We start from the raw sequence: 22454 nt of genomic DNA, 5'->3' as shown, positions 1-22454 counted from the left end.
ACCGATGGCTATCTTCCTCAACGAGAACAGCAAGGTCATCGTCCAGGGCATCACCGGCTCCGAGGGCACCAAGCACACCGCCCGGATGCTGCGCTCCGGCACCAACATCGTCGGCGGCGTGAACGCCCGCAAGGCCGGGCAGACCGTCGAGATCGAGGGCAAGGAGCTCACGGTCTTCGGCAGCGTCGGCGAGGCGATGAAGGAGACCGGCGCCGACGTGTCGGTCGTGTTCGTGCCGCCGAAGTTCGCCAAGGACGCCGTGATCGAGGCGATCGACGCCGAGATCGGCCTCGCCGTGGTCATCACCGAGGGCATCCCGGTGCACGACTCGGCGTACTTCTGGGCGCACGCCTGCGCCACCGGCAACAAGACCCGGATCATCGGGCCGAACTGCCCCGGCATCATCTCGCCCGGCAAGTCCAACGCGGGCATCATCCCGGCCGACATCACCGGCGAGGGCAGGATCGGCCTGGTGTCCAAGTCGGGCACGCTGACCTACCAGATGATGTACGAGCTGCGCGACATCGGCTTCTCCTCCTGCGTCGGCATCGGCGGTGACCCGATCATCGGCACCACCCACATCGACGCGCTCCAGGCGTTCCAGGACGACCCGGAGACCGAGGCCATCGTGATGATCGGCGAGATCGGCGGCGACGCCGAGGAGCGCGCGGCCGAGTACATCAAGGCCAACATCACCAAGCCGGTCGTCGGCTACGTCGCGGGCTTCACCGCGCCGGAGGGCAAGACGATGGGCCACGCGGGCGCGATCGTCTCCGGTTCGTCGGGCACCGCCCAGGCGAAGAAGGAGGCGCTGGAGGCCGCGGGCGTCAAGGTCGGCAAGACGCCGAGCGAGACCGCCGGGCTGATGCGCTCGATCATCAAGGGCTGAACGCCACCGTTCGAGCCGTTGTCGGGGGCCGGGCACCTGGATCAGGTGTCCGGCCCCCGCCTGCTGTCCGGGCCCCGGAGCGAGGCGCCCCCGACCCCGCTCCGCGCCGGACGGGCCGGCGGTTCCGCTTCCGCGCAGCTCGTGCTGAGCAGTCCTTAAGCCCGCTGAAACGATCACTTCCGGACACGCCGGACGCGGTCCGATACCGTCGAAAACCGGCCCCCAATACCCCGAGGAGTCCGAGAACCATGTCCTACCCACCGCCCCCGTCCGGACCGAAACCGGCGGCCTCATCCGGATTAAGGAAGGACCTCGACGGGATCCTGCTGCTGGTGGCGGCCGGCGCCGGCGTGGTCGGCTACCTGATCGGCTTCTTCAGCGACACCGCGGGCGTGCTCGTCGGCGGGATGACGGGGTTCTCCTCGATCGTCGCCGCCGCGCTGGCGGGCATCCGGTTGCTGCCCAAGGCGCCGGACACGCTGTACTGGGCCGCCCCGCTGGCGGCCTACGGGATGCTCGCGCACCTCCAGGACCTCGTGCGCGGTGCCTCCGGCGGCATCGTGGTGGTGCTCCTGCTGCTCCAGATCGCCCAGGCCGGTGCGCTGGTGGCGCTGCTGCTGTTCGAGCAGGGCCTGGTCAAGCGCCCGGGTGCGCGCGGTGAACCGGGGACGACCCGGGTGCCCGCCTCGGCGACCGGACCGCACCCGTGGAACAGCGGCCCCGGCTCCGGCCAGTTCGCGCAGCAGCCCGGCGGCCCGCAGACCGGGCCCCAGCAGACGGGGCCCCAGTCGGGCGGCCCGCAGCAGGGTGGCCCGCCGACCGGGCCGCAGCCGGGTGGCCCGCAGCAGGGTGGTCAGCCGCCGGTCCCACCGCCGCCGCCGTGGAACCAGCAGCCCGGCGGCTGGAACCCGGGCTCGAACCCGCCCGGCGCGCCCCAGCAGGGCCAACCGGCCCCGTTCCCGCCCGGCCAGCAGCACCAGGGCCAGTCCCCGCAGGGGCAGCCCGCGCAAGGCCAGCAGGGCCAAGGCCAGCAGTCCCAGGGCGGGCAGTCCGGCGGTCCGTCCGGCACCCAGAAGATGCCGCACCCCGGCGGTTCCGGTTTCTGATCCACACCCGCACGCGCGGTCGAGCCCGCTCGGCCGCGCGTGCGCGCGTTCGGGGCGGAGTCGCCCGATGGGCGGATGCGGCGGCGTGTTGCGGGCGGTCCGCTGCGGGCCCGGTGCGACATTCGCCGCGTGTCGCTGCTCGCCCAGATCCCGCACGCCATCGCCGAAATCCCAGGTCGACGGGCTCTCGGTCGCTGGCTGCTGACCCCGGCCGCGGCGCTGGGCGTGCTGCTGACCGGCTACCTCGGAGTGGTCGGGCTGCTCGCCTTCGCGGTGGCCACCGCCCCCGGCGCGGACGTCGACCTGCCCGCCCTGCTGCTGGTGGCGCTGCCCGGCTGGCTGGCCGCCCACCAGGTGTCGCTGACCATCGACGGCGCGCCGCTGGGCGTCCTGCCGCTGCTGCCCACCTGCGGTCTCGCGCTGCTGGTCGCCGTCGCGGCGGGTGCGCTCGCCCGTCGGCTCCGGCTGCGCCGACCGGACCAGGCGTGGCCGGTGATCGCGGTGTTCGGCGCGGTGCACGCCCTCGCGGGCGGCGCGCTGGCGCTGCTGGTGCGCGGCCCGGTGCAGGCGCTGCCGGTCGACGCCTTGCTGAGCTGCGGGTTGCTCGGCACGGTCGCGGCCACCGCCGGGCTGGCCAACCGCTGCGGACTGATCTACCTGGTGTGGGGGCGGGTCGAGGCGCACGTGTGGTCGGGCTTGCGGATCGGCGTGCTCGCGCTGGCCGGGGCCCTCGCGGTCGGCGGGTCGGTGCTGCTGCTGGCCGTGCTCGTCTCGGCCGGGGAGATGGCCGGGGTGCTGCGCGGTCTCGGCGGACCCGGTGCGGCGATCGGCGCGACCCTGCTCTCGGTGCTCTACGTGCCCAACGCGGTCGTCGGGAGCTGGGCGTTCGCCGCGGGCCCCGGCCTGTCGCTGGGCGCCCTGCACGTCCGGCCGGTGCTGTCCACGCCGGGCCCGGTGCCCGATCTGCCGCTGCTGGCGGTGCTGCCCGCCCAGGAGTCCTCGCCCTGGTGGCTGGTGGTCTTCGCCGCCCCCGTCGCGCTCGGCGCGCTGGTCGGCCTCGCGGCACTGCGGGTGCACGACGACCTCGCTCCCCGGCTGCTGGCCGCGGGGCTGGCCGCCGTCGTGGTGTCGGTCGGAGCGCTGGTGGCCGCCGCGGTCGCGGGCGGGCGGCTGGGCGGCGGCGACTACGGCCCGGTGTCGCTGCACCCGGGATCGGTGGGCGTGATGACGTTGTTCTGGCTCGCCGTTCCGGCGCTGCTCGTCGCGTGGTTCGGCGAGCCGGCGGCGACGGCGGAGGAATCGGACGTCCCGGAGCAGCGCCCGGCCGAGCCCGACGACCCCGACGCCGACCCCCCGGACGTCCGGCCGGACTGAGGACCGCTCGCAGAATGGCTTGCGTGGCGGTGCGGGTGGCGGAACCTCAGCGATCTTCTCGCTGCGCCGATCGCCTCCTGATGTACCCACTTCGTACCCGGCGTCGGCGCTGTCCTCGCGAGAAGAGCGCTGAGCGGTCACGTCCGGGCACGGGCCGCGGTGCAAGCTGACGGCCTCACCGCATGCGGTTCCGCCGCATTCTGCAAGGACCCCTAGGCGGTACCGCAGGACGCGCTCGGCGCGGCGGGAGGACCGCCGAGGTTCCGCGCCGAGCGGGCCATCGGTGACAGCGGTCCGCAGCGGGTGTTGAGTGCTGCGCCACCGGCACCTCACCCTGGCGCCACCGCCCCGGCGGTCGACGCATACGCTGCGGGAAGAGATCGTGCCGCGCCCATGTCAGGAGCGAAACGCTGAACCCGAGTACGCCTGGCTCGGAGCCCGACCGGTTCACCACGTCCCGCCCGGCGCGGGTGGTGGTGCTGGTCTCGGGCTCCGGAACCCTCTTGCAGTCCCTGCTGGACGCCACCGCCGCCCCGGACCACCCGGTCCGGATCGTCGCCGTCGGAGCCGACCGCCCCGGCATCGAGGGCCTGGCCCGCGCCGAGCGCGTCGGCCTCCCGACCTTCGTCGAGCGGGTCCGGGACCACGCGTCCCGCGAGGAGTGGGACCGCGCGCTGACCGAGGCGTGCGCCGAGCACGAACCCGACCTCGTGGTGTCCGCGGGCTTCATGAAGCTGGTCGGCACGGATTTCCTCACCCGCTTCGCGGGCCGCTACCTCAACAGCCACCCGGCGCTGCTGCCCTCGTTCCCGGGGATGCACGGCGTGCGGGACGCCTTGGAGCACGGCGTCCGGATCACCGGGTGCACGCTGTTCGTCGTGGACGACGGGGTGGACACCGGGCCGATCCTGGCGCAGGAGGCGGTCGAGGTGCGTCCCGACGACGACGAAGCGAGCCTCCACGAGCGGGTCAAGGCGGTCGAGCGGCGACTGCTGGTGGACACCCTGGAAAAGCTGGCGCTGCACGGCTGGACCGTGCAGGGACGGAAGGTGAGTATCCCGTGACCGCGAATCCCCAGGAGCGCAAGCCGGTCCGCCGCGCCTTGATCGGCGTGTCGGACAAGTCGGGGCTGCTGGAGCTGGCCACCGGGCTGCACGCCGCCGGTGTCGAGATCGTCTCCACCGGTGGCACGGCCCGCACCCTCGCCGACGCGGGCGTGCCGGTGACCCCGGTCGAGGAGCTCACCGGGTTCCCGGAGGCGCTGGACGGCCGGGTCAAGACGCTGCACCCGAGGGTGCACGCCGGGCTGCTGGCCGACGTGCGGCGGCCGGAGCACGCGCAGCAGCTCCGGGACCTCGACATCGCGGCGTTCGAGCTGCTGGTCGTCAACCTCTACCCGTTCGTGCGGACGGTCGCCTCCGGTGCCGCGCAGGACGAGGTCATCGAGCAGATCGACATCGGCGGGCCGGCGATGGTCCGCGCGTCGGCGAAGAACCACGCCAACGTCGCGGTCGTGGTGGACCCGAGCCGCTACGAGTGGGTGCTGGAGCAGGTCCGCGGTGGGGGCTTCACCACGGCCGAGCGGGTGGACCTGGCCGCCGAGGCGTTCCGGCACACCGCGTCCTACGACGTGGCGGTGGCGACCTGGATGAGCAAGGTGCCGACCGGTGACGACTCGGTGTTCCCCGGCTGGATCGGGGAGACCTGGGAGCGCCGCTCCTCGCTGCGCTACGGCGAGAACCCGCACCAGCCCGCCGCGCTGTACGTCTCGGGCGGTGAGGCCACCGGCCTGGCCGCCGCCGCGCAGCTGCACGGCAAGGAGATGTCCTACAACAACTACGTGGACGCCGATGCGGCCTGGCGCGCCGCGCACGACCACGCCGCCCCGTGCGTCGCGATCATCAAGCACGCCAACCCGTGCGGCATCGCGGTCGCCGACGACCTCGCCGCCGCGCACCGCAAGGCCCACGAGTGCGACCCGGTGAGCGCCTTCGGCGGCGTCATCGCCACCAACCGCGAGGTGTCGGTGGCGATGGCCGAGCAGGTCGCCGAGATCTTCACCGAGGTCGTCGTGGCGCCGGGCTTCGCCGAGGGCGCGGTGGAGGTGCTCAGCCGGAAGAAGAACATCCGCATCCTGACCGCCCAGCCGCCGAGCCCGGGCCGGGTCGAGATGCGCGCGGTGTCCGGCGGCGTCCTGGTGCAGGGCTCGGACGAGCTCGACGCCGAGGGCGACTCCCCGGCGAACTGGACGCTGGCCACCGGCGACCCGGCGGACGAGGCGACGCTGGCGGACCTGGAGTTCGCCTGGCGGTCCTGCCGCGCGGTGAAGTCCAACGCGATCCTGCTGGCCGACGCGGGTGCCACGGTCGGCGTCGGCATGGGCCAGGTCAACCGGGTCGACTCCGCGCGGCTCGCGGTCTCCCGCGCCGGGGACCGCGCCCAGGGCTCGGTGGCCGCGTCCGACGCCTTCTTCCCGTTCGCCGACGGCCTGCAGGTGCTGCTCGACGCGGGCGTGCGGGCGGTGGTGCAGCCGGGCGGTTCGGTCCGCGATGCCGAGGTCACCGCCGCCGCCGAGGCCGCCGGGATCACCCTCTACCTGACGGGCACCCGCCACTTCGCCCACTGACCGAGGCGAGGGGGACCCTGTACCAAGTGACGTGGTACAGGGTGCCCCCCACTCACGTCACGAACGGGTGGCGCTCCCGTCCCGCAGGGTTCTGAGTGAGGGGCACCTTCATCCGGCATAGTCGGATGAAGGTGCCCCTCACCTGCGTGTACGCCATCCGTTCGAGTGGATTCGAACTGACGTTCGCCCGAGCCTTGACGGCGGGGTGGGACGCGGGGTTTAATCAAAGTGTTCGAACTGAGGTTCGAAGATCGAAGTGGCCGGGTCGGGGTGGTCGCTTCGATCAGGAGCGGCGCTGCGTTGGGTGCAGGCGCAGTGCTGCTCCGCCGCTGTCTTCCCCACAGCGGCGGATGGGTGCCCGGGCCGGGGTCGGGCACCCATGCGGTCGCGATGTGGGGAGGCAGCAGCGATGTCCGCGATGGCGTCTTTGGCGGCGCTGGACGGGGTGTCCACGGCTAACGGGGTGTCCGTGGGTTTTCCCGCCGCCGGGACCGAGGGCGGCTCCGATGCGGGTCGGATGCTGCCTGCGCGGGCGGAACTCGCCGCCGTGCTGCCGTGGCCGGGCCTGCGCCGCGGCAGCACGGTGGCGGTGGACGATTCGGTGTCCCTGCTCTTCGCGCTGCTGTCCGAGGCCACCGCCAACGGCTCGTGGGCGGCGGTGGTCGGCCTGCCCGGCACCAACCTGGTGGCGGCGGCCGAATCGGGCGTGGCGGTGTCCCGGCTGGCCGTGGTCCCGGACCCCGGGGCGGAACCCGCCGCCGTGGTCGCGGCGCTGCTCGACGGCGTCGACCTGGTCGTGGTCGGGGGAACCCGGCGACTGGCCGACCAGGACGCCCGCAGGCTCTCCGCGCGCGCCCGCAACCGAGGTGCCGTGCTGGTCCCCTTCGGCCCGTGGCCCGGTGCCGACGTGCGGCTGGACTGCTCGGGCGCCCGGTGGCGCGGCCTCGGCCGGGGCCACGGCCACCTGCGGGAGCGCGCCGTCACGGTGCGGGCGAGCGGACGCGGGGCCGCGTCCCGCCCGCGTTCCTGCCGCCTCCTGCTGCCCGGTCGGGACGGCGCTCCCGCGCGCCTCGTCGAGGAGCAGCCGGAGCGGATCGCGCGACTGCGGCCGGTGGTCGGATGACCCCCGCGACCGACACCCCGGACCGGCCCCGGCGACTCGTCCTGTGGTGTCCGGACTGGCCGGTGGTCGCCGCCGCCCAGGAGGGCGGCTTCGGCCCGCTGGTGCCCGCGGCGGTCTTCGCGGCGAACCGCGTGGTGGCCTGCTCGGCGACCGCCCGGGAGGCCGGGGTGCGCCGGGGGATGCGCCGCCGGGAGGCGCAGGGGCGCTGCCCGGAACTGCTGGTGCGCGAGCACGACCCGGCGCGGGACGCGCGGTGCTTCGAGCGGGTGGTGCTCGCCGTCGAGGCCCTGGTCCCCGGGGTCGAGGTGGTGCGCCCGGGACTGCTGGCGATGCCGGTGAAAGGCCCGGCCCGCTACTTCGGCGGCGAGGAGTCCGCCGCCGAGCGGCTGGTGGACGAGGTGGAGGCCCGGATCGGCGTGGAGTGCCTGCCGGGCGTCGCGGACGGGTTCTTCGCGGCGGTGCTGGCCGCCCGGCGCGGTGCGGTCGTCGAGCCGGGCGGCAGCGCGGAGTTCCTGGCACCGCTGGGGGTCGAGGAGCTCGACCAGCTCCCGGCGCACGAGGTCGACGGCGGGCTGGTGGACCTGCTGCGGCGGCTGGGCATCGGCACCCTCGGCGGGTTCGCCGCGCTGCCGGCCGCGGACGTGCTGACCCGGTTCGGCGCCGTCGCGCTGGTGGCGCACCGGGCCGCGGCGGGCCTGGAGGAACGCCCGGCGCTGCGCCGCGAGCCGCCGCCGGACCTGGCGGTGACCGAGCAGCTCGACCCGCCGGTCGAGCGGGTGGACGCCGCGGCGTTCGCGGCCAAGGTCCTGGCCGACCGGCTGCACGCCGAGCTGGCCGAGCGCGGGCTGGCCTGCACCAGGCTGGCCATCTCGGCGCGCACCGAGAACGGCGAGGAGCTGCGCCGGGTGTGGCGGTGCGCCGATCCGCTGACCCCCGCGGCGACCGCCGACCGGGTGCGGTGGCAGCTGGACGGCTGGCTGAACTCCCGGCGCGGCGAGCCGCGTCCGACGGCCGGGATCAGCGTGCTGGGCCTGTTCCCGGACGAGGTGGTGGGCGCGGGTTCGCTGCAGCTCGACCTGCTCGACGCCGCCACCGGGGAGGCCGATGCCCGCGCCGGGCGGGCGTTCGCCCGGGTGCAGGGGATGCTCGGCCCGGACGCGGTCCTGACCCCGGTGCTCGGCGGCGGTCGGGATCAGCGCGACCGGGTGCGCTTCGTGCGGTGGGGCGACGAGCGGCGTCCCGCGCTGGAGCCGGAGCACCCCTGGCCGGGGCGGCTCCCGGCGCCGTCGCCCTCGGTGCTGCCGGAGTCGCCGTGGCCGGTGGACGTGCTCGACGCCGAGGGCGCTCCGGTCGGCTTCACCGAGCGGCACCGGCTGACCGCGGCACCGCACCGCGTGGTGGCGGGCGGCCGGTCCCGGGAGGTGACCGGGTGGGCCGGGCCGTGGCCGGTCGCCGAGCGCTGGTGGGTCGAGCTGCTGGCGGTGGGGGAGCTGACCCCGGCGTCGCAGGTCCCGCCGCGTTCGGTGGCGCGGGTGCAGGTCGTGCTGGCCCCGGACGCGGCGGATCCGGAGGCGGACGAGGTCGCGCTGCTGCTGGTGCACGAGGGCGAGCGCTGGTGGGGGCACGGTGCCTACCGGTAGCCGAACACTCGTTCGAGTGTATATCGGCGCCGCTGCTGGCGATCGCGGTTCGAACAGGAGTTCACTGGTCCCATGAGTTGGTTCAACCCGCCCCGGACGTGGTCCGAACTGGAGCGCGCGCTGTCCGGCCGCCCGGCACCTGCCGGGGCGCCGCCGGAGGCGGGTGGTCCCGCGCCCGCGCCGCCCCCGCGCGAGGTGCCCGCGGTGCCCTACGCGGAGCTGCACGCGCACTCCAACTTCAGCTTCCTCGACGGCGCGAGCCACCCCGAGGAACTGGCGGCGGAGGCGGCGCGGCTGGGTCTGGAGGCCATCGCGCTCACCGACCACGACGGCATGTACGGGGTGGTGCGGTTCGCCGAGGCGGCGGCGGAGCACGGGGTGCGCACGGTGTTCGGCGCCGAGCTGAGCCTCGGGCTGCGGGGACCGCAGAACGGCGTGGCCGATCCGGAAGGCGGGCACCTGCTGGTGCTGGCGCGCGATCCGGAGGGCTACGCGCGGCTGTGCCGGGCGATCAGCACCGCCCAGCTCCGCGGTGCGGAGAAGGGCCGCCCGGTCTACGACCTGGCCGAGCTGGCGGCCGAGGCGGACGACCACTGGCTGGTGCTGACCGGCTGCCGCAAGGGTGCGGTGCGCGCCGCCCTGGCCGGTTCCGGGCCGGAGGCGGCGGCCGGGGAGCTGGACCGGCTGGTGGCGCTGTTCGGCCGGGACAACGTGGCGGTCGAGCTCACCGACCACGGCCTGCCGCTGGATTCGGCGCGCAACGACGCCCTCGCCGAGCTCGCCGCGGCGGCCGGCCTCCCCGCGGTGGCGACGACGGGGGCGCACCTGGCCGCGCCGCACCGGGCGCGGTTGGCCGCCGCGGTGGCGGCGATCCGGGCCCGGCGCAGCTTGGACGAGATGGACGGCTGGCTGCCCGCCTGGGCGGGGCACTACCTGCGGTCCGGCGACGAGATGGCCGAGCTGTTCGCCCGCCATCCCGACGCGGTGCGGCGGGCCGCCGAGCTGGGCCGGGAATGCGCCTTCGACCTGCGGCTGGTCGCCCCGGAGCTGCCGCCGTTCGACGTCCCGGCGGGGCACACCGAGGACAGCTGGCTGCGCGAGCTGGCCCACCGGGGCGCGCGGGAGCGCTACGGCCCGCCCGCGGCGAACCCCGAGGCGTACCGGCAGATCGAGCGCGAGCTGGCGATCATCGAGGAACTGGGCTTCCCGGGCTACTTCCTGGTGGTGCACGACATCGTGGCGTTCTGCGGCCGGGCCGGGATCCTGTGCCAGGGCAGGGGTTCGGCGGCGAACTCGGCGGTGTGCTTCGCGCTCCGCATCACCAACGTCGACCCGGTGCGCTACCGGCTCCTCTTCGAGCGGTTCCTCGCCCCGGAACGCGACGGGCCGCCGGACATCGACCTGGACATCGAATCGGACCGCCGCGAGGAGGTGATCCAGCACGTCTACACCCGGTACGGCCGGACGCACGCCGCCCAGGTGGCGAACGTGATCAGCTACCGGCCCAAGTCGGCGGTCCGCGACGTGGCGCGGGCGCTCGGCCACTCGCCGGGGCAGCAGGACGCGTGGAGCAAGGAGATCGACCACTGGGGACCGCTGCCCGAGGACTCCGGGATCCCCGGGCCGGTGCGCGAGCTGGCCGACGAGCTGATCGGCTTCCCCCGGCACCTCGGCATCCACTCCGGCGGCATGGTGATCTGCGACCAGCCGGTCAGCGAGGTGTGCCCGGTGGAGTGGGCGCGGATGCCCGGGCGCACGGTCCTGCAGTGGGACAAGGACGACTGCGCGGCGGTGGGCCTCGTCAAGTTCGACCTGCTGGGCCTGGGCATGCTGTCCGCGCTGCACTACGCCATCGACCTGGTCGCCGAGCACCACGGCGTGCGGGTCGACCTCGGCGAGCTGGACCTGGCCGACGACGAGGTGTACGCGATGCTGCGCCGCGCCGACGCGGTCGGGGTCTTCCAGGTGGAGAGCCGCGCCCAGCTGGCCACCCTGCCCCGGCTCCGGCCGAGGGAGTTCTACGACCTGGTGGTGCAGGTGGCGCTGATCCGGCCCGGGCCGATCCAGGGCGGCTCGGTGCACCCGTACATCCGGCGCCGCAACGGGCAGGAGGACTGGGACTTCGAGCACCCGCTGATGGCCGGGGCGTTGCAGAAGACCTGCGGTGTCCCGCTGTTCCAGGAGCAGCTCATGCAGCTCGCCGTGGACGTCGCGGGGTTCTCCCCGGCGGAGGCGGACGAGCTGCGCCGGGCGATGGGCGCCAAGCGCTCCGCCGAGCGCATGGAGCGCATCCGGGACCGGCTGTTCGAGGGGATGGCGGCCAACGGCATCTCGGCGGAGCTGGCCGAGCGGATCTACCAGCGGATGCTGGCCTTCGCCAACTACGGCTTCCCGGAGAGCCACGCGCTGAGCTTCGCGCTGCTGGTGTTCGCCAGCTCCTGGTTCAAGCACTACTACCCGGCGGCGTTCTGCGCGGCGCTGCTCCGGGCGCAACCGATGGGCTTCTACTCCCCGCAGTCGCTGGTGGCCGACGCCCGGCGGCACGGGGTGGTGGTGCGCGGGCCGGACGTCAACGCCAGCCGCGCCCGCGCCGACCTGGAACCGGAGGGGAGCAGCACCGGGGGCGAGGCGGTCCGGCTGGGGCTGGGGTCGGTGCGGCTGCTCGGCGACGATCTCGCCGAGCAGCTCGTCGCCGAGCGCGCTGCGGGCGGCCCCTTCCGGGACATGGCCGACGTGGCGCGGCGCCAGGAGTTGTCCGCCGCGCAGATGGAGGCACTGGCCACGGCGGGGGCCTTCGGCTGCTTCGGCCTCTCCCGCCGGGAGGCGTTGTGGAACGCCGCGGCGGCGGCAGGCGATCGCCGCGACCGGTTGCCCGGTACGACCGTCGCCGCCGAGGCCCCGGCGCTCCCCGGGATGGACGGCGTCGAGCTGGCCGCCGCCGACGTGTGGGCCACCGGGGTGTCCCCGGACAGCTACCCGGTGCAGTTCGTGCGGGCGCGCCTGGACGAACGCGGGGCGCTCAGCGCGGCTCGGCTGTCCGAAGTGGAGCACGGTACTCGGGTGCTGGTCGGCGGCGCCGTCACCCATCGCCAGCGACCGGCGACGGCGGGTGGGATCACCTTCCTCAACCTGGAGGACGAGACGGGGATGATCAACGTGATGTGCTCGCCGGGGCTGTGGGCGCGCTACCGCAAGGTCGGCCGGACCAGCGCGGCGCTGCTCGTGCGCGGCATCGTGGAACGGGCCGAGGGGGTGATCAACCTGCGCGCTGACCACCTGCAGAAGCTGGACGTCCGGATTCCCACCACGTCCCGCGACTTCCACTGAAACGACGAGGGTTCCCGCCCGGCCGCGGCACGGTCCGGAGCGCGGCGCGCACGACGCGCCGCATCGAGACCCGGTGCCGGTCCACCCGCGTCACACCGAAGCTGTCCATCCCCTCCCAGGACGGGCTCACCAGGTGACGCGCGGAGCCAGTGGACCAGCACCTCGTGGCCCGGGTGCGGTCGGCCGGCATACCGGCCGCACCCGGGTCCTCTCCGGAAACCGCGCAACAGGCGACGTCCACGCCCGTGGTCCTACGGCGTCGCCGCCGCACCGGTCCGGTGCCCGGCTCGGGGCTCAGCGCTGCGGCGCCGGGGCGGTCCTGCCGGTGCGGTGCGGCGCGGCGCCCCACCACCGCCGCCACCACATCCGGCGCTGGAATACCGCCGTACCCGGTCCGGCGATCAGCTCCGGCCTTGGTGCCACGACATCGCCGAGGACTGTCGAGTTGCGCCCCACCGATCCGAGCGCGGCAGCAGCACCACACCGGAACCCGGCCTGAGCAAGTCCCTGCCGTCGAGAGGTGCTCCGTGAGTCGTGGGCCACGCTGAAGCCCTGCGCCGGTCCGCCGCGACACCGCGAAGCAGTTCGTTCCCTCCCAGGACGTTGCTCCAGGTGCGCGTGGAAACGGTGGACCGGTGTCCCCTGGTTCGGGGGTGGTCGGCTGGCATACCGACCACCTCCGCACCCTCTTCGAGCGCCCGTGCCGGAGACGACAGCCGGAGCTGGACGGGAGCAGCCGGGTTCGCTGCGCGTGGTGGTGACCGCGTGGGCCGAGGCCGCTCCCGCTCGCGCACTTCGAGGAGTCATTCAGAAAGCGGCGGAGCCGCTGCGCGGTGCGGCCCGCAGCCGGTACCGCGGCGGTTCCCGGCGGTCCTTCGCGAGGACAGCCGTGATGCCGGGTCGGCCCAGGTGCAGCAGGAGCGGTTCGGTGGCGCGAGAAAACCGCTGAGGTCCTGCCATCGGCGCCGGTGGCGAACATTCCAAGAGCATTCCTCAGGAACGGGAACGAGCTGTGCGGGTGTACCGGCCCGGAGTCGTGCCCAGGAACCGCCGGAAATGCCGGGTGAGATGGGACTGGTCGTAGAAGCCGACGGCGGTCGCCACCTCGCTCGGCGGTCGTCCGTCGAGAAGCAGGCTGCGGGCGAGATCGACACGGCGGGAGGTCACGTACTGGTGCGGTGCGATGCCGAAGGCGGTGCTGAAGGTGCGCACGAGATGAGCGGGATGGACGTGGAGTTCGCTCGCGGCCTCCGCCAGGGCGGTGCCTTCGATCACCCGCTCATCGAGGAGGTCGCGCAAATCGCGGGCGACCCCCGGGCCGCGTCCCGCATCGCCCGCGGTTGTTCGGGGGCGCAGGTGCGCGCGCAGGCGTTCGCCGACCAGCGCCAAGTGGCTCTCCGCTTCGAGCGTCTCCCCGGGGTGGGCGAGGGCCGTGTGCAACCGTCCGATCCGGTCGCGGAGCAGGGGATCGGTGAGGTCGGGCCGGTCGACCGCCGGGCCGATGAAGCTCTCGTCGAGCTGGGTCGAATCGAGGTAGAGCACCCGCTTGCGGAAGCCGCGGGCGGTGGCGGGTGAACCGTTGTGCGGCACCCGGGGCGGGAGCAGGCTGACGGTGCCGTGCGGAGTGCTCCGCTCGTGGCGGTCGAGGTCGTAGCGGACCGCGCCGTCGTCGACGATCAGCAGCGTCCAGGCATCGTGGACGTGCATGGGATACGCGTGCTCGGTGAAGTGGGCGTGGAAGACCTCCACGATGCCCGGTACCGGCGGGCGCCAAGCGGAGACTTCCTGCCGGGATGCCACGTGAAGAACGTACAAGACGGTGGAGCGGGCCTCCGGCAGTCTCGCGGCATGACGACGAATCAGATGGCGGCCGAGGCCGGGACGGCGGAGCAGGCGCTGGTCCGCTTCGACACGAAGATCGCCGTCCTCTTGCGCGACGACTTGGAGACCTGGCAGCGGCTGAACGTGACCGCCTTCGTGGTCAGCGGGCTCGGCACGGCATCCCCCGAGCTGATCGGCGAGCCGTACGCGGACGCCGACGACACCGCGTACCTGCCGATGTTCCGCCAGCCGGTGCTGGTCTTCGCGGGAGCGGAGGAGGTGCTGACCCGCGCGCACGCCCGGGCGCTGTCCCGCTCGCTGACCACCGCCGTGTTCACCTCGGACCTGTTCAGGACGGGACACGACCGGGAAAATCGGGCCGCCGTCCGGGCCGTGGGCACGGACCAGCTCGACCTGGTGGGCATGGCCGTCCACGGACCGCGCAACGCGGTGGACAAGGTCCTCAAGGGCGCGCGAATGCACCCCTGAGCGCCCCACCTGCCCCCGTTGGTCGATCAGCTCGGGTTCGACCGGTACCGCTGCCGCCCCCGCTCGCACCACTGCCCGAACCCGCTGGCGACGCGACGCCGCGAACCGTCAGGCGACGCCGCAGCGTCGCAGGGCGAGCAGGACGTAGGCGCGGGTGGTCTGCTCCAGTTCGGCGATGGAGACGTGCTCGTCGTGGGCGTGCGCGTAGCGCACGTCACCGGGGCCGTACTGCAGCGTCGGCACGCCCGCCGCCGCGTACTGCCGCAGGTCGGTGCCGTAGGGCGCGCCGACCGGGGTCGGTCGGGGAGCACCGGCCTGCTCCGCGGCGTCCTGGGTTTCGGCGAGCAGCGGGTGTCCGGCGGGCAACCGTCCGCTGGCGAAGATGCCGCCGGGCCAGCTCACCCGCACCGGGTGCTCGGCCAGCCACGGGTCGGCCGCGCACGCGCGGGCGATGGCGTCGTGGAACTCCGCCTTGGCCGCGTCGACGGATTCGCCGATCCGGACGCCGTAGCGCCCTTCGGCGACGGCCAGGTCGGGGACGGTGCTCGCCCAGTCCCCGGCGCGCGCCACACCCACCGACAGCGGGTACGGGATCTCCAGGTGGGCGACCAGCGGGTCCGGATCGGCGTTGCGGCGCGCCTCCAGCTCGCGGAGCATCGGCAGCAGCCCGGCGAGCGCGTCCAGCGCGCTCACCCCTCGGTAGCGGGTCGAGCCGTGGGTGCCCTGGCCGGGGATCTCCAGCCGGAAGGTCAGCGACCCGCCGTTGGCGGCGACCACCGTCCCGGCGCTGGGCTCGGCCAGCACGCAGGCGTCGGCCCGGTGACCGCGGCGCAGGGTCGCGAAGGCGCCGAGCCCGCCGTCCTCCTCGCCGACCACCGCGTGCACCGCGAGCGGTCGCGCCAACGTGATCCCGGCGGCCCGCAGCGCCCGCACCGCACCGAGGATCGCGGCGACCCCGCCCTTCATGTCGCAGGTGCCACGACCGGCGGCGATGCCGTCGTGGATCCGCAGCGCGTACGGGTCGCGGTCCGGCCACCGGTCCAGGTCACCGGGTGGCACGACGTCGGTGTGGCCGCACAGCGCCAGCGCCGGTTCGCCCGGGCCGGTGGTGGCCACGCAGCCGTAGGCCACGTCGCGCTCGGCCTCCTGGCCCGGGAAACCGTCCTGGGCCGCGAGTTCCGGCACGTCGATGCGCCAGTGATCGACATCGCACCCGAGCTCGCCGAGCCGGTCGGCGCACCACCGCTGGGCGTCCTGCTCGCCGGGGGTGCCGCCGACGCTGGGGATCGCGACGAGTTCGCGCAGGTCGGCCAGCACTCCGTCGAGGTCGACGGCCTCCAGCGCGCGCCGCGCCAGGTCTTGAGAAGTGCTCACATCTCGAGTGTGTCGCATCCGTCCGACTCACCGGCACCGGCCCACTACCATTCCCGCGTGGCCGAAGGCGACAAGACCGAGCGGGAATTCGAGATCGGCAAGGACGGGCTGGGCGGCATCGTCGTCGGGATGGACGGCAGCCCCGCCAGCTTCCACGCCGCGGCGTGGGCGGCGGGACTGGCGCGCCGCGAGCGGGCGCGGCTGGTGCTCGTCTACGTCGAGGCGGTGGGCGGCGTGGCCTACTGGTCGCCGATGGGGGTCGCGGTGGCCAGCGAAGCGGCCGAGAGCCTGGTGGAGGAACTGAAGAAGGAGGTCGTCTCCCACCTCAAGTGGATCGACATCGACTGGGACTTCGTGCACCACCGGGGTGATCCGGCGGTGGGCCTGGAGCAGGTCGCCGAGCAGTACCGCGCCGACCTGATCGTGGTGGGCCGCTCGCGGCGGCGCGGCGGCTTGCTCGGCACGGTGCCCGCGACCCTGGTGGTGGAGGCGGTGCGACCGGTCGTCGTCGTGCCCTGATCGCCTGCTGGCATGCTGGTGCGGTGCACGCCGTCGACGAAACCTTCGAGGATGCGGTGCTGACCGGGCAGCAGTGGTCCGGCCGGAGCTTCGAGCGCTGCGACTTCAGCGACGCGGATCTGCGCGGGCTGCGCACCGAGAACTGCGTGTTCACCGACTGCACCTTCAGCGGGGCGGACCTCAAGGACTCCACGCACCGGGCGTCGGCGTTCCGCTCCTGCCGCTTCGAGCGCACCGTGTTCGGCCGCTCCGAGCTGACCGGCTGCAGCCTGCTGGGTTCGGCGTTCCTGGACTGCGGTCTGCGCGCGATCCGCCTCCGCGAGACCGACCTGACGTTGACCGGCATGGGCCGGGCCGACCTGCGCGGACTCGACCTGCGCGGCCTGCGGTTCCGCGAGGCCAACCTCGGTGATTGCGATCTGCGCCGCAGCGACCTGCGCGACGCCGACCTCACCGGTGCCCGCCTGCACGGCGCCCGGCTCCAGGAAGCCGACCTGCGCGGTGCCCGCCTCGACGCCGACGCCCTCGTCCAAGCCCAGCTCGTCGGCGCCCGCGTCGACGCCCCCACCGCGCTCGCCTTCGCAGCCGCCCACGGCCTCCGCGTCGACGACTGACCCCGGAACACGCCTCCCCCGGGACCAGGGCCGCCTACACCCAGGTGCAGCCCGGACCGCAGCGCATCCAGAATCCCAACGCAGCCAGAAGACCAGCGCAGCCAGAATCCCAGCGCAGCCAGAAACCCAGCACGGCCAAGAACCCCAGCGAAGCCGGAACCCAGCGAAGCCGGAACCCCAGTGCGGCCAGACCCCCGGTGCGGCCAGAACCCCCAGCGCAGCCCGGCCGCAGCGCAACCCGGACCACATCGCACAGCAGGCCGAACCGCACAGCAGCCCGAAATCCCCAGGGCAGACCGAAATCCCCAGGGCAGACCGGGCAACAGGGCAGACCGGGCAACAGGGCAGACCGGGCAACAGGGCAGGCCGAACCGCAGCGCAGCCGGAAGCACAGGGGGCCGTCGAAGCCGGGGCCGGTCGCCGAGGAAGCGCAGACGGGGAGCCGACCCGCGCGAGCCGATGTCCGGCTACTGCCAAGAAATACCCGAACGGGTGGTGAGTGAGGTGCCCCTCACCTGGCCGAAGATCAGCCGGACGAGTGGGGTGCGGGTGTGTTGGTCACCACTGCCCGGACTGGGTGTCCACTGTGTCACCACTTCGGCGGACCGCTGGAGAAGCTGATCCGGCCGGGAATTCGGGCCGACCCGGGACTGCGGGAGGCGGCGGACGGCCGTGCCGGGCGGGATGTGGGGCCCGCGCCCGTGTCCCCCGGCGGGTGGGCCGGGGGACACGGGGCGGCTCACTCCATGGGCGGGCGCTGGACCTCGTTGCCCGGGATCTCGACCAGCGCGCCGTCGGCGAGCAGGTCGTTGACCGCCGCGGGGAGGACGAACGCGGTGCCGCCGCCGGGCTGCTCGAACCACGGGACGGCGACGCCGCGCAGCGCCTGGAGCGGTCGCTGCACCCGGTACGCCACATAGCTGCGCTGCGCCCACTGCGGCGGAAGCGACCGCTGGCTGTACGGCGTCCGCGCGGCGTAGGTGACGTTCCCGGCGGGTTCGCCGAAGCGGTCCAGCTCGGTGCCCGGCTGGAGCATGACCACGCGGCGGTCCCGGAACAGCGTCAGCGGCGGTTCGCCGTTGAGCGGCTGGATCGGCTGACCGGCCGGGGGCTGCTGCGGCGGGCGCGGCGGCTGCTGCGGCGGGGCCTGGCCCTGCCAGGGCGGCCCGGCCATCCCGGGGCCGCCCGGACGCCGTTCCTGGCCTCCCTGCCCGCCTTGGCCCGGCTGCCCGCCTTGGCCCGGCTGGCCACCCTGGCCCGGCTGCCCGCCTTGGGCGGGCGGGGCGCCCTGGGCGCCTGGGCCCGGCTGCGCCGGTCCGGCCGGGGGCGCCGGAGGCGCACCGGCGTCGGGCTGCTGGGCCGACCGGGGCTGCCGCTTGGGCAGCGGCGGCGGACCGCCGGGACCGGTGGGGCCGGTGGGCCGGGGGCCTGCGCGGGCTGGCCCATCGGGGGGACGCCGGTCCGGTGGGCGGCATCGGCCGCTCCGGTCGCGGCGGCGCCTGGAAGCGGGTCGCCTCCTCCTGCGGGGCCGCGGGTTCGGGCCGCGGCGGCGGGGGCTCGGGCAGGTCCTGGTTGGCGGTGAACAGCGGGTTCGAGCCGTTCGCCGCGGCCGGGCGCCGCTGCTCGGGTTCCGGCGTCGCGGGCTGCCTGCGCGGCAGGTCGTCGGGCTCGCCGTAGGACTCCGCCGGTGCTTCGGCGATCGGCTCCGGCTCGGGCTCGACGACCGGTTCCGGCGGTGCGACCGGTTCGGGGGCCGCGGCCTGCTCGGGTTCCGGCGCGGCGGGCTCCGGAGCGGCGGTGCGCTCCAGCAGCAGCGCCCCGAGCAGGAACGCCGCGGCCTGCTCGGCGCGCTCGAAGCGCACGTCGCCGCCTTCCTCGGCGTTGCCGGTCACGACCCAGTCCGGGCCTTCCCGCAGCAGGCAGCGCGCGTCGACGCTGTGGGTGCCGACCCGGTAGCGCTCGCCGTCCACGCCGTGCTCGACGAGGCGGTCGTGCAGCCGGGCGAGCACGGCGGGCTCGTCATCGTCCGCCGACTCGGGTTCGGACGACAGCTCCGGCTCCACCGCGGGCTCGGGCTCGGGCGACAGCGCCGGCTCGGCGGGCAGCGCTGGCTCGGCGGACAGGGCCGGCTCGGCGGGCAGCTCCGGCCCGGGCTCCGGTTCGGGCGCGACCTCGTCGACCTCCGGTGCGCGCTCGGGTTCGTCCGCCGGCTGGTCGAGCAGCTCGCCGACCGCCGCGTCCCGGGTGGCGTCGTCGACCTGCGGCAGCGCGAAGTCGCGGGACCGGATGTGGTCGATCAGCGCGGCCTCCGGCGGCACGCCGTACTGGGCGAGGTAGTAGGCGACCGCGCCTTGCCAGAGCCAGGTGCCGTCGGTGTGCCAGGTGCCGGGCACCGCGGTGGTCCGATCGGGGTCGAGCTGGTCCTCCTCGTCGTCGCGGGAGGCCAGCACGATCGGCGCGTTCTCCAGGTAGTGCCGCAGCGGCCCGGCCTCGTCCGGGCTGACCGGCTCGCGACCGCCGACCAGCGGCCTGCCGTGCTCGTCGACGTCGGCGAAGACGCTCGCGATGTGGAAGCCCTCCGGCGGCACCGAGGCGACCGGCCCCGGGTCGACCGGCCCCGGGTCGACCGGCCCGGGCTCGACCGGCGCCTCCGCGGGCGGCCCGCCGTCGAGCCGTTCGCGCAGCCAGTCCGGGACGTTGGCGTCGGTGCGCGGGAAGCGGCGCAGCTCGTCGAGGTAGGCCGCGCGGGGCAGCGGCTGCTGCCAGCTCGGCTCGGAGTCGAAGTTGATGTCGATGCGGTAGCTCGACGGGCGCTCCACGACGTAGAGCGCGCTGAGCCAGGTCCCGACGTCCGGGCGGTACATCCCCTCGCGCAGGCCCTCGAAGATGTCCTGCAGCTCGGCCGGCGGCTCCCACGGCCGGCTCGAGCCGTCCTGCAAGGTGAGCTCACCCAGCAGGTCGTGGTACTCGCCGGTGGCGCGGTACTCGACCGTGATCTCCTGCCAGTCCTCGGGAGCGGCTTGCAGCAGCAGCACACCGATCTTGCGGGCTGCCTGCTCCTGCTCCTCGGGACTGATCGCTGTCGGACGCGACATGGGTGACATCCTCCCCCTCTCGACCGGGCACACCGACCCCACCCCGGCCAGACGCTACGCGATGCGGTTCGCGGGCTGACGCGCCGAGGCAGGTTCACGGCAGGCACCGGTCGTCCGTCCGGGTTTCCGCCGATGCCGGACATGGTGCCGCGCCACGGCGTGCTGGTGGAAGCGATCGCCGAACATCACACCTCCAGGTGCGACGCGCCCGCGCGTCGCGCGGGCGGGAAACGCAGTAGCGGTACGCGCGTGCCAGATGTCAGGATGGGTGATCGTGCTTCATCCGTACCGGTTGCTGCTCGGTGTGCCGCACGCCCCGGCGCTGATGGCGGCGAGCCTGCTCGGCAGGCTGCACACCCCCGCCGTCGCGCTGGTGCTCACCTTCCTGATCGTGGACTGGACCGGCTCCTACACCACAGGGGGGCTGGTGGCCGGGGTCCTCACGGTCGGCCAGGGCATCGCCGGGCCGCTGCGCGGGCGTGCCGCCGACCGCAGTTCCGCGCCCCGATTGCTGCTGGTCACCGGGGTGCTGTGGGCGCTGGGGATGCTGGTCGTCGTGCTGCTGGCGACCCGGCTCGACCCGGCGCTGTGGTGGGTGGTGCTGCCGGTGGCGCTGCTGACCGGGCTGTCCCACCCGCCGGTGACGCAGGTGGGCCGCGCGATCTGGCCCCGGCTCTCCGGCGGCGCCGCGCGCGAAGCCGCGTTCGCGGTCGAGGCGACGCTGCAGGAGTTGCTGTTCATCATCGCGCCGATGGCCGCGGCGTTCCTCGTCGCGTTCTGGGGGTCGGCCCCGGCGGCGCTGGCCCTGGCGGGCTGCTCGGTGGTCGGCCCGGCGCTGTTCGCGGCGGCCCTGCTCCGCGCCGGGCTGCGCGCGCCGCTGGCCGGGGCCGGACCGGTGGCGGGTTCCACGGCGCTGTTCCGGGTGCCGGGTTTCGCGCCGATGATGCTGTTCGCGGTGCTCGTGGTCGGCGGCCTGATCACCGTCGACCTGGTGCTGGTCGGCTGGGCCCGGGAGCGCGGCACGCCGGAGCTGGCCGGGCTGCTGGCCGGGGTGTGGGCGCTGGGTTCGCTGCTGGGCGGACTGCTGGTCGGCGGGCTGCGCGGACCGTCCCGGTTGGGGCGGCGCGCGGCGCTGGCGGCGGCCGGGCTGGTGGCGATCGCCCCGGTGCTGCCGCCGGTGGCCGACCCGGCGTCGCCGTGGCTGGTCGCGGCGGTGCTGCTGGTCGGCGGCACCGCCATCGCGCCGACGCTGGCCGCGGTCAACGGGCGGCTCGCCGGGCTCGTGCCGCAGGCCCGGCACAACGAGGCGTTCGGCTGGTACGCCAGCGCGACGATGCTCGGCGGTGCGGTGGCCAGCCCGCTGGCCGGGTGGGCCCTGGACGGGGCCGGTCCGGCGGCGGCCGCCGCGCTGGGCGGCGGGCTGGCCGTGCTCGGCGCGGTGTGCGTGCTGCACCGGGCGTTGCGCGGCGAACCCGACGCGACGCGGGAAGCGGTGCTGCCGTGAACGCGCGGGCGCTGGGCATGATCGGCGCGGCCGTGGTCGGCGTGCTGCTCGCGGCGCAGGCCCGGTTGAACGGGGCGCTGGGCGCCGAGCTCGGCGACGGCGTGATCGCGGCGCTGATCTCCTTCGGCGGCGGGCTCGCGGTGCTGCTGCCCGCGGCGGTGCTGCACCCGGCCGGTCGGCGCGGGGCGCGGCGGCTGGTCGCCGAGGTGCGCGGGTCCGGCGGGCTGCGCGCCTGGCACTGCCTCGGCGGGGTGTGCGGGGCGTACCTGGTGATCACCCAGGGCGTCGCGGCCGGTGGGCTCGGCGTCGCGCTGTTCACGGTGTCGGTGGTGGCCGGGCAGGTGACCAGCGGTCTGGTGGTGGACCGGTTCGGGTTGGGGCCGGCGGGTCCGCAGCCGGTGACGGTGCTGCGCCTGGTCGGCGCGGCGCTGGCGGTGTTCGCGGTGCTCATCGCGGTCTCGGCGCAGCTCGGCGACGCGCAGGTGAGCTGGCTGGTGCTGCTCCCGGGGCTGGCCGGGCTCGGCCTCGGCTGGCAGGCGGCGGTCAACGGCCGGGTGCAGCAGGTCGCCTCCACGCTCACCGCGGCGACGCTGAACTTCGGGGTCGGCACGCTGGCGCTGGTGCTGGCCTCGGCCGCGGTGCTGGTGCTCCGCGGCGCGCCGGAGCGGTTCCCGACCGAGCCGTGGCTCTACGCGGGCGGGCTGATCGGCATCGTGGTGATCGTCGGCAACGTCGCCCTGGTGCGGTTCACCGGGGTGCTGGTGCTCAGCCTCGGGTTGATCGCCGGTCAGCTCCTCGGCGCGCTGCTGCTGGACGTGCTGGTGCCCGTGCCCGGATCGGTCGTGGTGCCCTCGACGGTGTTCGGCGTGCTGCTCACGCTCCTCGCGGTCGGCGTGGCGGCAGTGCCGGACCGGCGGAGCCGCCCGGATCCGGGTCTGCCACGATGAGAAGCC

17 protein-coding genes are annotated in these 22454 nt (G+C 74.7%); 14 read left to right on the top strand and 3 right to left on the bottom strand.

Annotated elements, in window-relative coordinates:
* Positions 1 to 4: 4 nt before the first annotated feature.
* The 8 genes from sucD (at position 5) to ACQP0T_RS24675 (ending at position 12085) form a co-directional block, all read left to right on the top strand.
* The gene (sucD, locus tag ACQP0T_RS24710; RefSeq protein ID WP_433870204.1) at positions 5 to 889 is read left to right on the top strand and encodes a succinate--CoA ligase subunit alpha; all 885 of its coding nucleotides are present in this window, start codon (positions 5 to 7) and stop codon (positions 887 to 889) included.
* Positions 890 to 1137: 248 nt separating this feature from the next.
* Positions 1138 to 1995 (top strand): DUF5336 domain-containing protein, encoded by an 858-nt coding sequence (locus ACQP0T_RS24705; protein ID WP_433870203.1) that lies wholly within the window; start codon positions 1138 to 1140, stop codon positions 1993 to 1995.
* A 129-nt stretch (positions 1996 to 2124) separates the two neighbouring features.
* Positions 2125 to 3369: a cell division protein PerM gene (locus tag ACQP0T_RS24700; RefSeq protein WP_433870202.1), complete on the top strand. Its 1245-nt coding sequence runs from the start codon at positions 2125 to 2127 to the stop codon at positions 3367 to 3369.
* Between the two features lie 410 nt (positions 3370 to 3779).
* A complete protein-coding gene (gene purN / locus ACQP0T_RS24695; RefSeq protein ID WP_433873836.1) occupies positions 3780 to 4433 on the top strand; it encodes a phosphoribosylglycinamide formyltransferase in 654 nt (217 codons plus the stop codon).
* Positions 4430 to 5995, top strand: a complete 1566-nt coding sequence (purH, locus tag ACQP0T_RS24690) for a bifunctional phosphoribosylaminoimidazolecarboxamide formyltransferase/IMP cyclohydrolase (protein ID WP_433870201.1) — start codon at positions 4430 to 4432, stop codon at positions 5993 to 5995. Before purN ends, purH begins: the two co-directional genes overlap by 4 nt.
* 409 nt (positions 5996 to 6404) lie before the next feature.
* On the top strand, positions 6405 to 7118 hold the full coding sequence (locus ACQP0T_RS24685; RefSeq protein WP_433870200.1) for a hypothetical protein: 714 nt from the start codon (positions 6405 to 6407) through the stop codon (positions 7116 to 7118).
* Complete coding sequence (locus ACQP0T_RS24680) at positions 7115 to 8758, top strand: DNA polymerase Y family protein (protein ID WP_433870199.1); 1644 nt, start codon at positions 7115 to 7117, stop codon at positions 8756 to 8758. The genes ACQP0T_RS24685 and ACQP0T_RS24680 overlap by 4 nt, the downstream gene beginning before the upstream one ends.
* A 72-nt stretch (positions 8759 to 8830) precedes the next feature.
* Positions 8831 to 12085: an error-prone DNA polymerase gene (locus ACQP0T_RS24675; protein ID WP_433870198.1), complete on the top strand. Its 3255-nt coding sequence runs from the start codon at positions 8831 to 8833 to the stop codon at positions 12083 to 12085.
* Between the two features lie 993 nt (positions 12086 to 13078).
* On the opposite strand, the gene ACQP0T_RS24670 is transcribed toward ACQP0T_RS24675, so the two are convergent.
* Complete coding sequence (locus ACQP0T_RS24670) at positions 13079 to 13885, bottom strand: AraC family transcriptional regulator (RefSeq protein WP_433870197.1); 807 nt, start codon at positions 13883 to 13885, stop codon at positions 13079 to 13081.
* Between the two features lie 48 nt (positions 13886 to 13933).
* Here ACQP0T_RS24670 and ACQP0T_RS24665 point away from each other — a divergent pair, with 48 nt between their 5' ends.
* On the top strand, positions 13934 to 14395 hold the full coding sequence (locus ACQP0T_RS24665) for a DUF2000 family protein (RefSeq protein WP_433870196.1): 462 nt from the start codon (positions 13934 to 13936) through the stop codon (positions 14393 to 14395).
* A gap of 108 nt (positions 14396 to 14503) precedes the next feature.
* Here ACQP0T_RS24665 and ACQP0T_RS24660 read toward each other — a convergent pair whose 3' ends face one another.
* The gene (locus tag ACQP0T_RS24660; RefSeq protein ID WP_433870195.1) at positions 14504 to 15769 is read right to left on the bottom strand and encodes an ArgE/DapE family deacylase; all 1266 of its coding nucleotides are present in this window, start codon (positions 15767 to 15769) and stop codon (positions 14504 to 14506) included.
* 57 nt (positions 15770 to 15826) lie between these two features.
* Here ACQP0T_RS24660 and ACQP0T_RS24655 point away from each other — a divergent pair, with 57 nt between their 5' ends.
* Together ACQP0T_RS24655 and ACQP0T_RS24650 are read left to right on the top strand one after the other, a co-directional pair.
* Positions 15827 to 16288 carry a universal stress protein gene (locus ACQP0T_RS24655; protein WP_345357984.1) on the top strand — a complete coding sequence of 154 codons (462 nt, stop codon included), beginning with the start codon at positions 15827 to 15829 and terminating at the stop codon, positions 16286 to 16288.
* Between the two features lie 23 nt (positions 16289 to 16311).
* Positions 16312 to 16902: a pentapeptide repeat-containing protein gene (locus ACQP0T_RS24650; RefSeq protein ID WP_433870194.1), complete on the top strand. Its 591-nt coding sequence runs from the start codon at positions 16312 to 16314 to the stop codon at positions 16900 to 16902.
* Between the two features lie 739 nt (positions 16903 to 17641).
* Here ACQP0T_RS24650 and ACQP0T_RS24645 read toward each other — a convergent pair.
* A complete protein-coding gene (locus ACQP0T_RS24645; protein ID WP_433873835.1) occupies positions 17642 to 17938 on the bottom strand; it encodes a TNT domain-containing protein in 297 nt (98 codons plus the stop codon).
* 937 nt (positions 17939 to 18875) lie between these two features.
* Between ACQP0T_RS24645 and ACQP0T_RS24640 the strand changes: the two genes are divergently transcribed.
* The 3 genes from ACQP0T_RS24640 (at position 18876) to ACQP0T_RS24630 (ending at position 22448) form a co-directional block, all read left to right on the top strand.
* Positions 18876 to 20003 (top strand): hypothetical protein, encoded by a 1128-nt coding sequence (locus tag ACQP0T_RS24640; RefSeq protein WP_433870193.1) that lies wholly within the window; start codon positions 18876 to 18878, stop codon positions 20001 to 20003.
* Positions 20004 to 20265: 262 nt separating this feature from the next.
* On the top strand, positions 20266 to 21501 hold the full coding sequence (locus ACQP0T_RS24635) for an MFS transporter (protein WP_433870192.1): 1236 nt from the start codon (positions 20266 to 20268) through the stop codon (positions 21499 to 21501).
* Positions 21498 to 22448: a DMT family transporter gene (locus tag ACQP0T_RS24630; RefSeq protein WP_433870191.1), complete on the top strand. Its 951-nt coding sequence runs from the start codon at positions 21498 to 21500 to the stop codon at positions 22446 to 22448. The genes ACQP0T_RS24635 and ACQP0T_RS24630 overlap by 4 nt, the downstream gene beginning before the upstream one ends.
* Positions 22449 to 22454 lie beyond the last annotated feature (6 nt).

Origin of the sequence: Saccharopolyspora sp. CA-218241, from assembly GCF_050954615.1 — a bacterium.
GTDB classification, from domain to species: domain Bacteria; phylum Actinomycetota; class Actinomycetes; order Mycobacteriales; family Pseudonocardiaceae; genus Saccharopolyspora; species Saccharopolyspora cebuensis.
This window is presented reverse-complemented; position numbering and strand designations above follow the sequence as displayed.

What these genes read in the sequence shown, in the direction of transcription:
- ACQP0T_RS24705 (WP_433870203.1), top strand. Translation starts at nt 1,138, where the DNA reads ATGTCCTACCCACCGCCCCCGTCCGGACCGAAACCGGCGGCCTCATCC.
- sucD (WP_433870204.1), top strand. Translation starts at nt 5, where the DNA reads ATGGCTATCTTCCTCAACGAGAACAGCAAGGTCATCGTCCAGGGCATC.
- ACQP0T_RS24675 (WP_433870198.1), top strand. Translation starts at nt 8,831, where the DNA reads ATGAGTTGGTTCAACCCGCCCCGGACGTGGTCCGAACTGGAGCGCGCG.
- ACQP0T_RS24685 (WP_433870200.1), top strand. Translation starts at nt 6,405, where the DNA reads ATGTCCGCGATGGCGTCTTTGGCGGCGCTGGACGGGGTGTCCACGGCT.
- ACQP0T_RS24645 (WP_433873835.1), bottom strand. Translation starts at nt 17,938, where the DNA reads ATGCTCCAGCCGGGCACCGAGCTGGACCGCTTCGGCGAACCCGCCGGG.
- ACQP0T_RS24680 (WP_433870199.1), top strand. Translation starts at nt 7,115, where the DNA reads ATGACCCCCGCGACCGACACCCCGGACCGGCCCCGGCGACTCGTCCTG.
- ACQP0T_RS24665 (WP_433870196.1), top strand. Translation starts at nt 13,934, where the DNA reads ATGACGACGAATCAGATGGCGGCCGAGGCCGGGACGGCGGAGCAGGCG.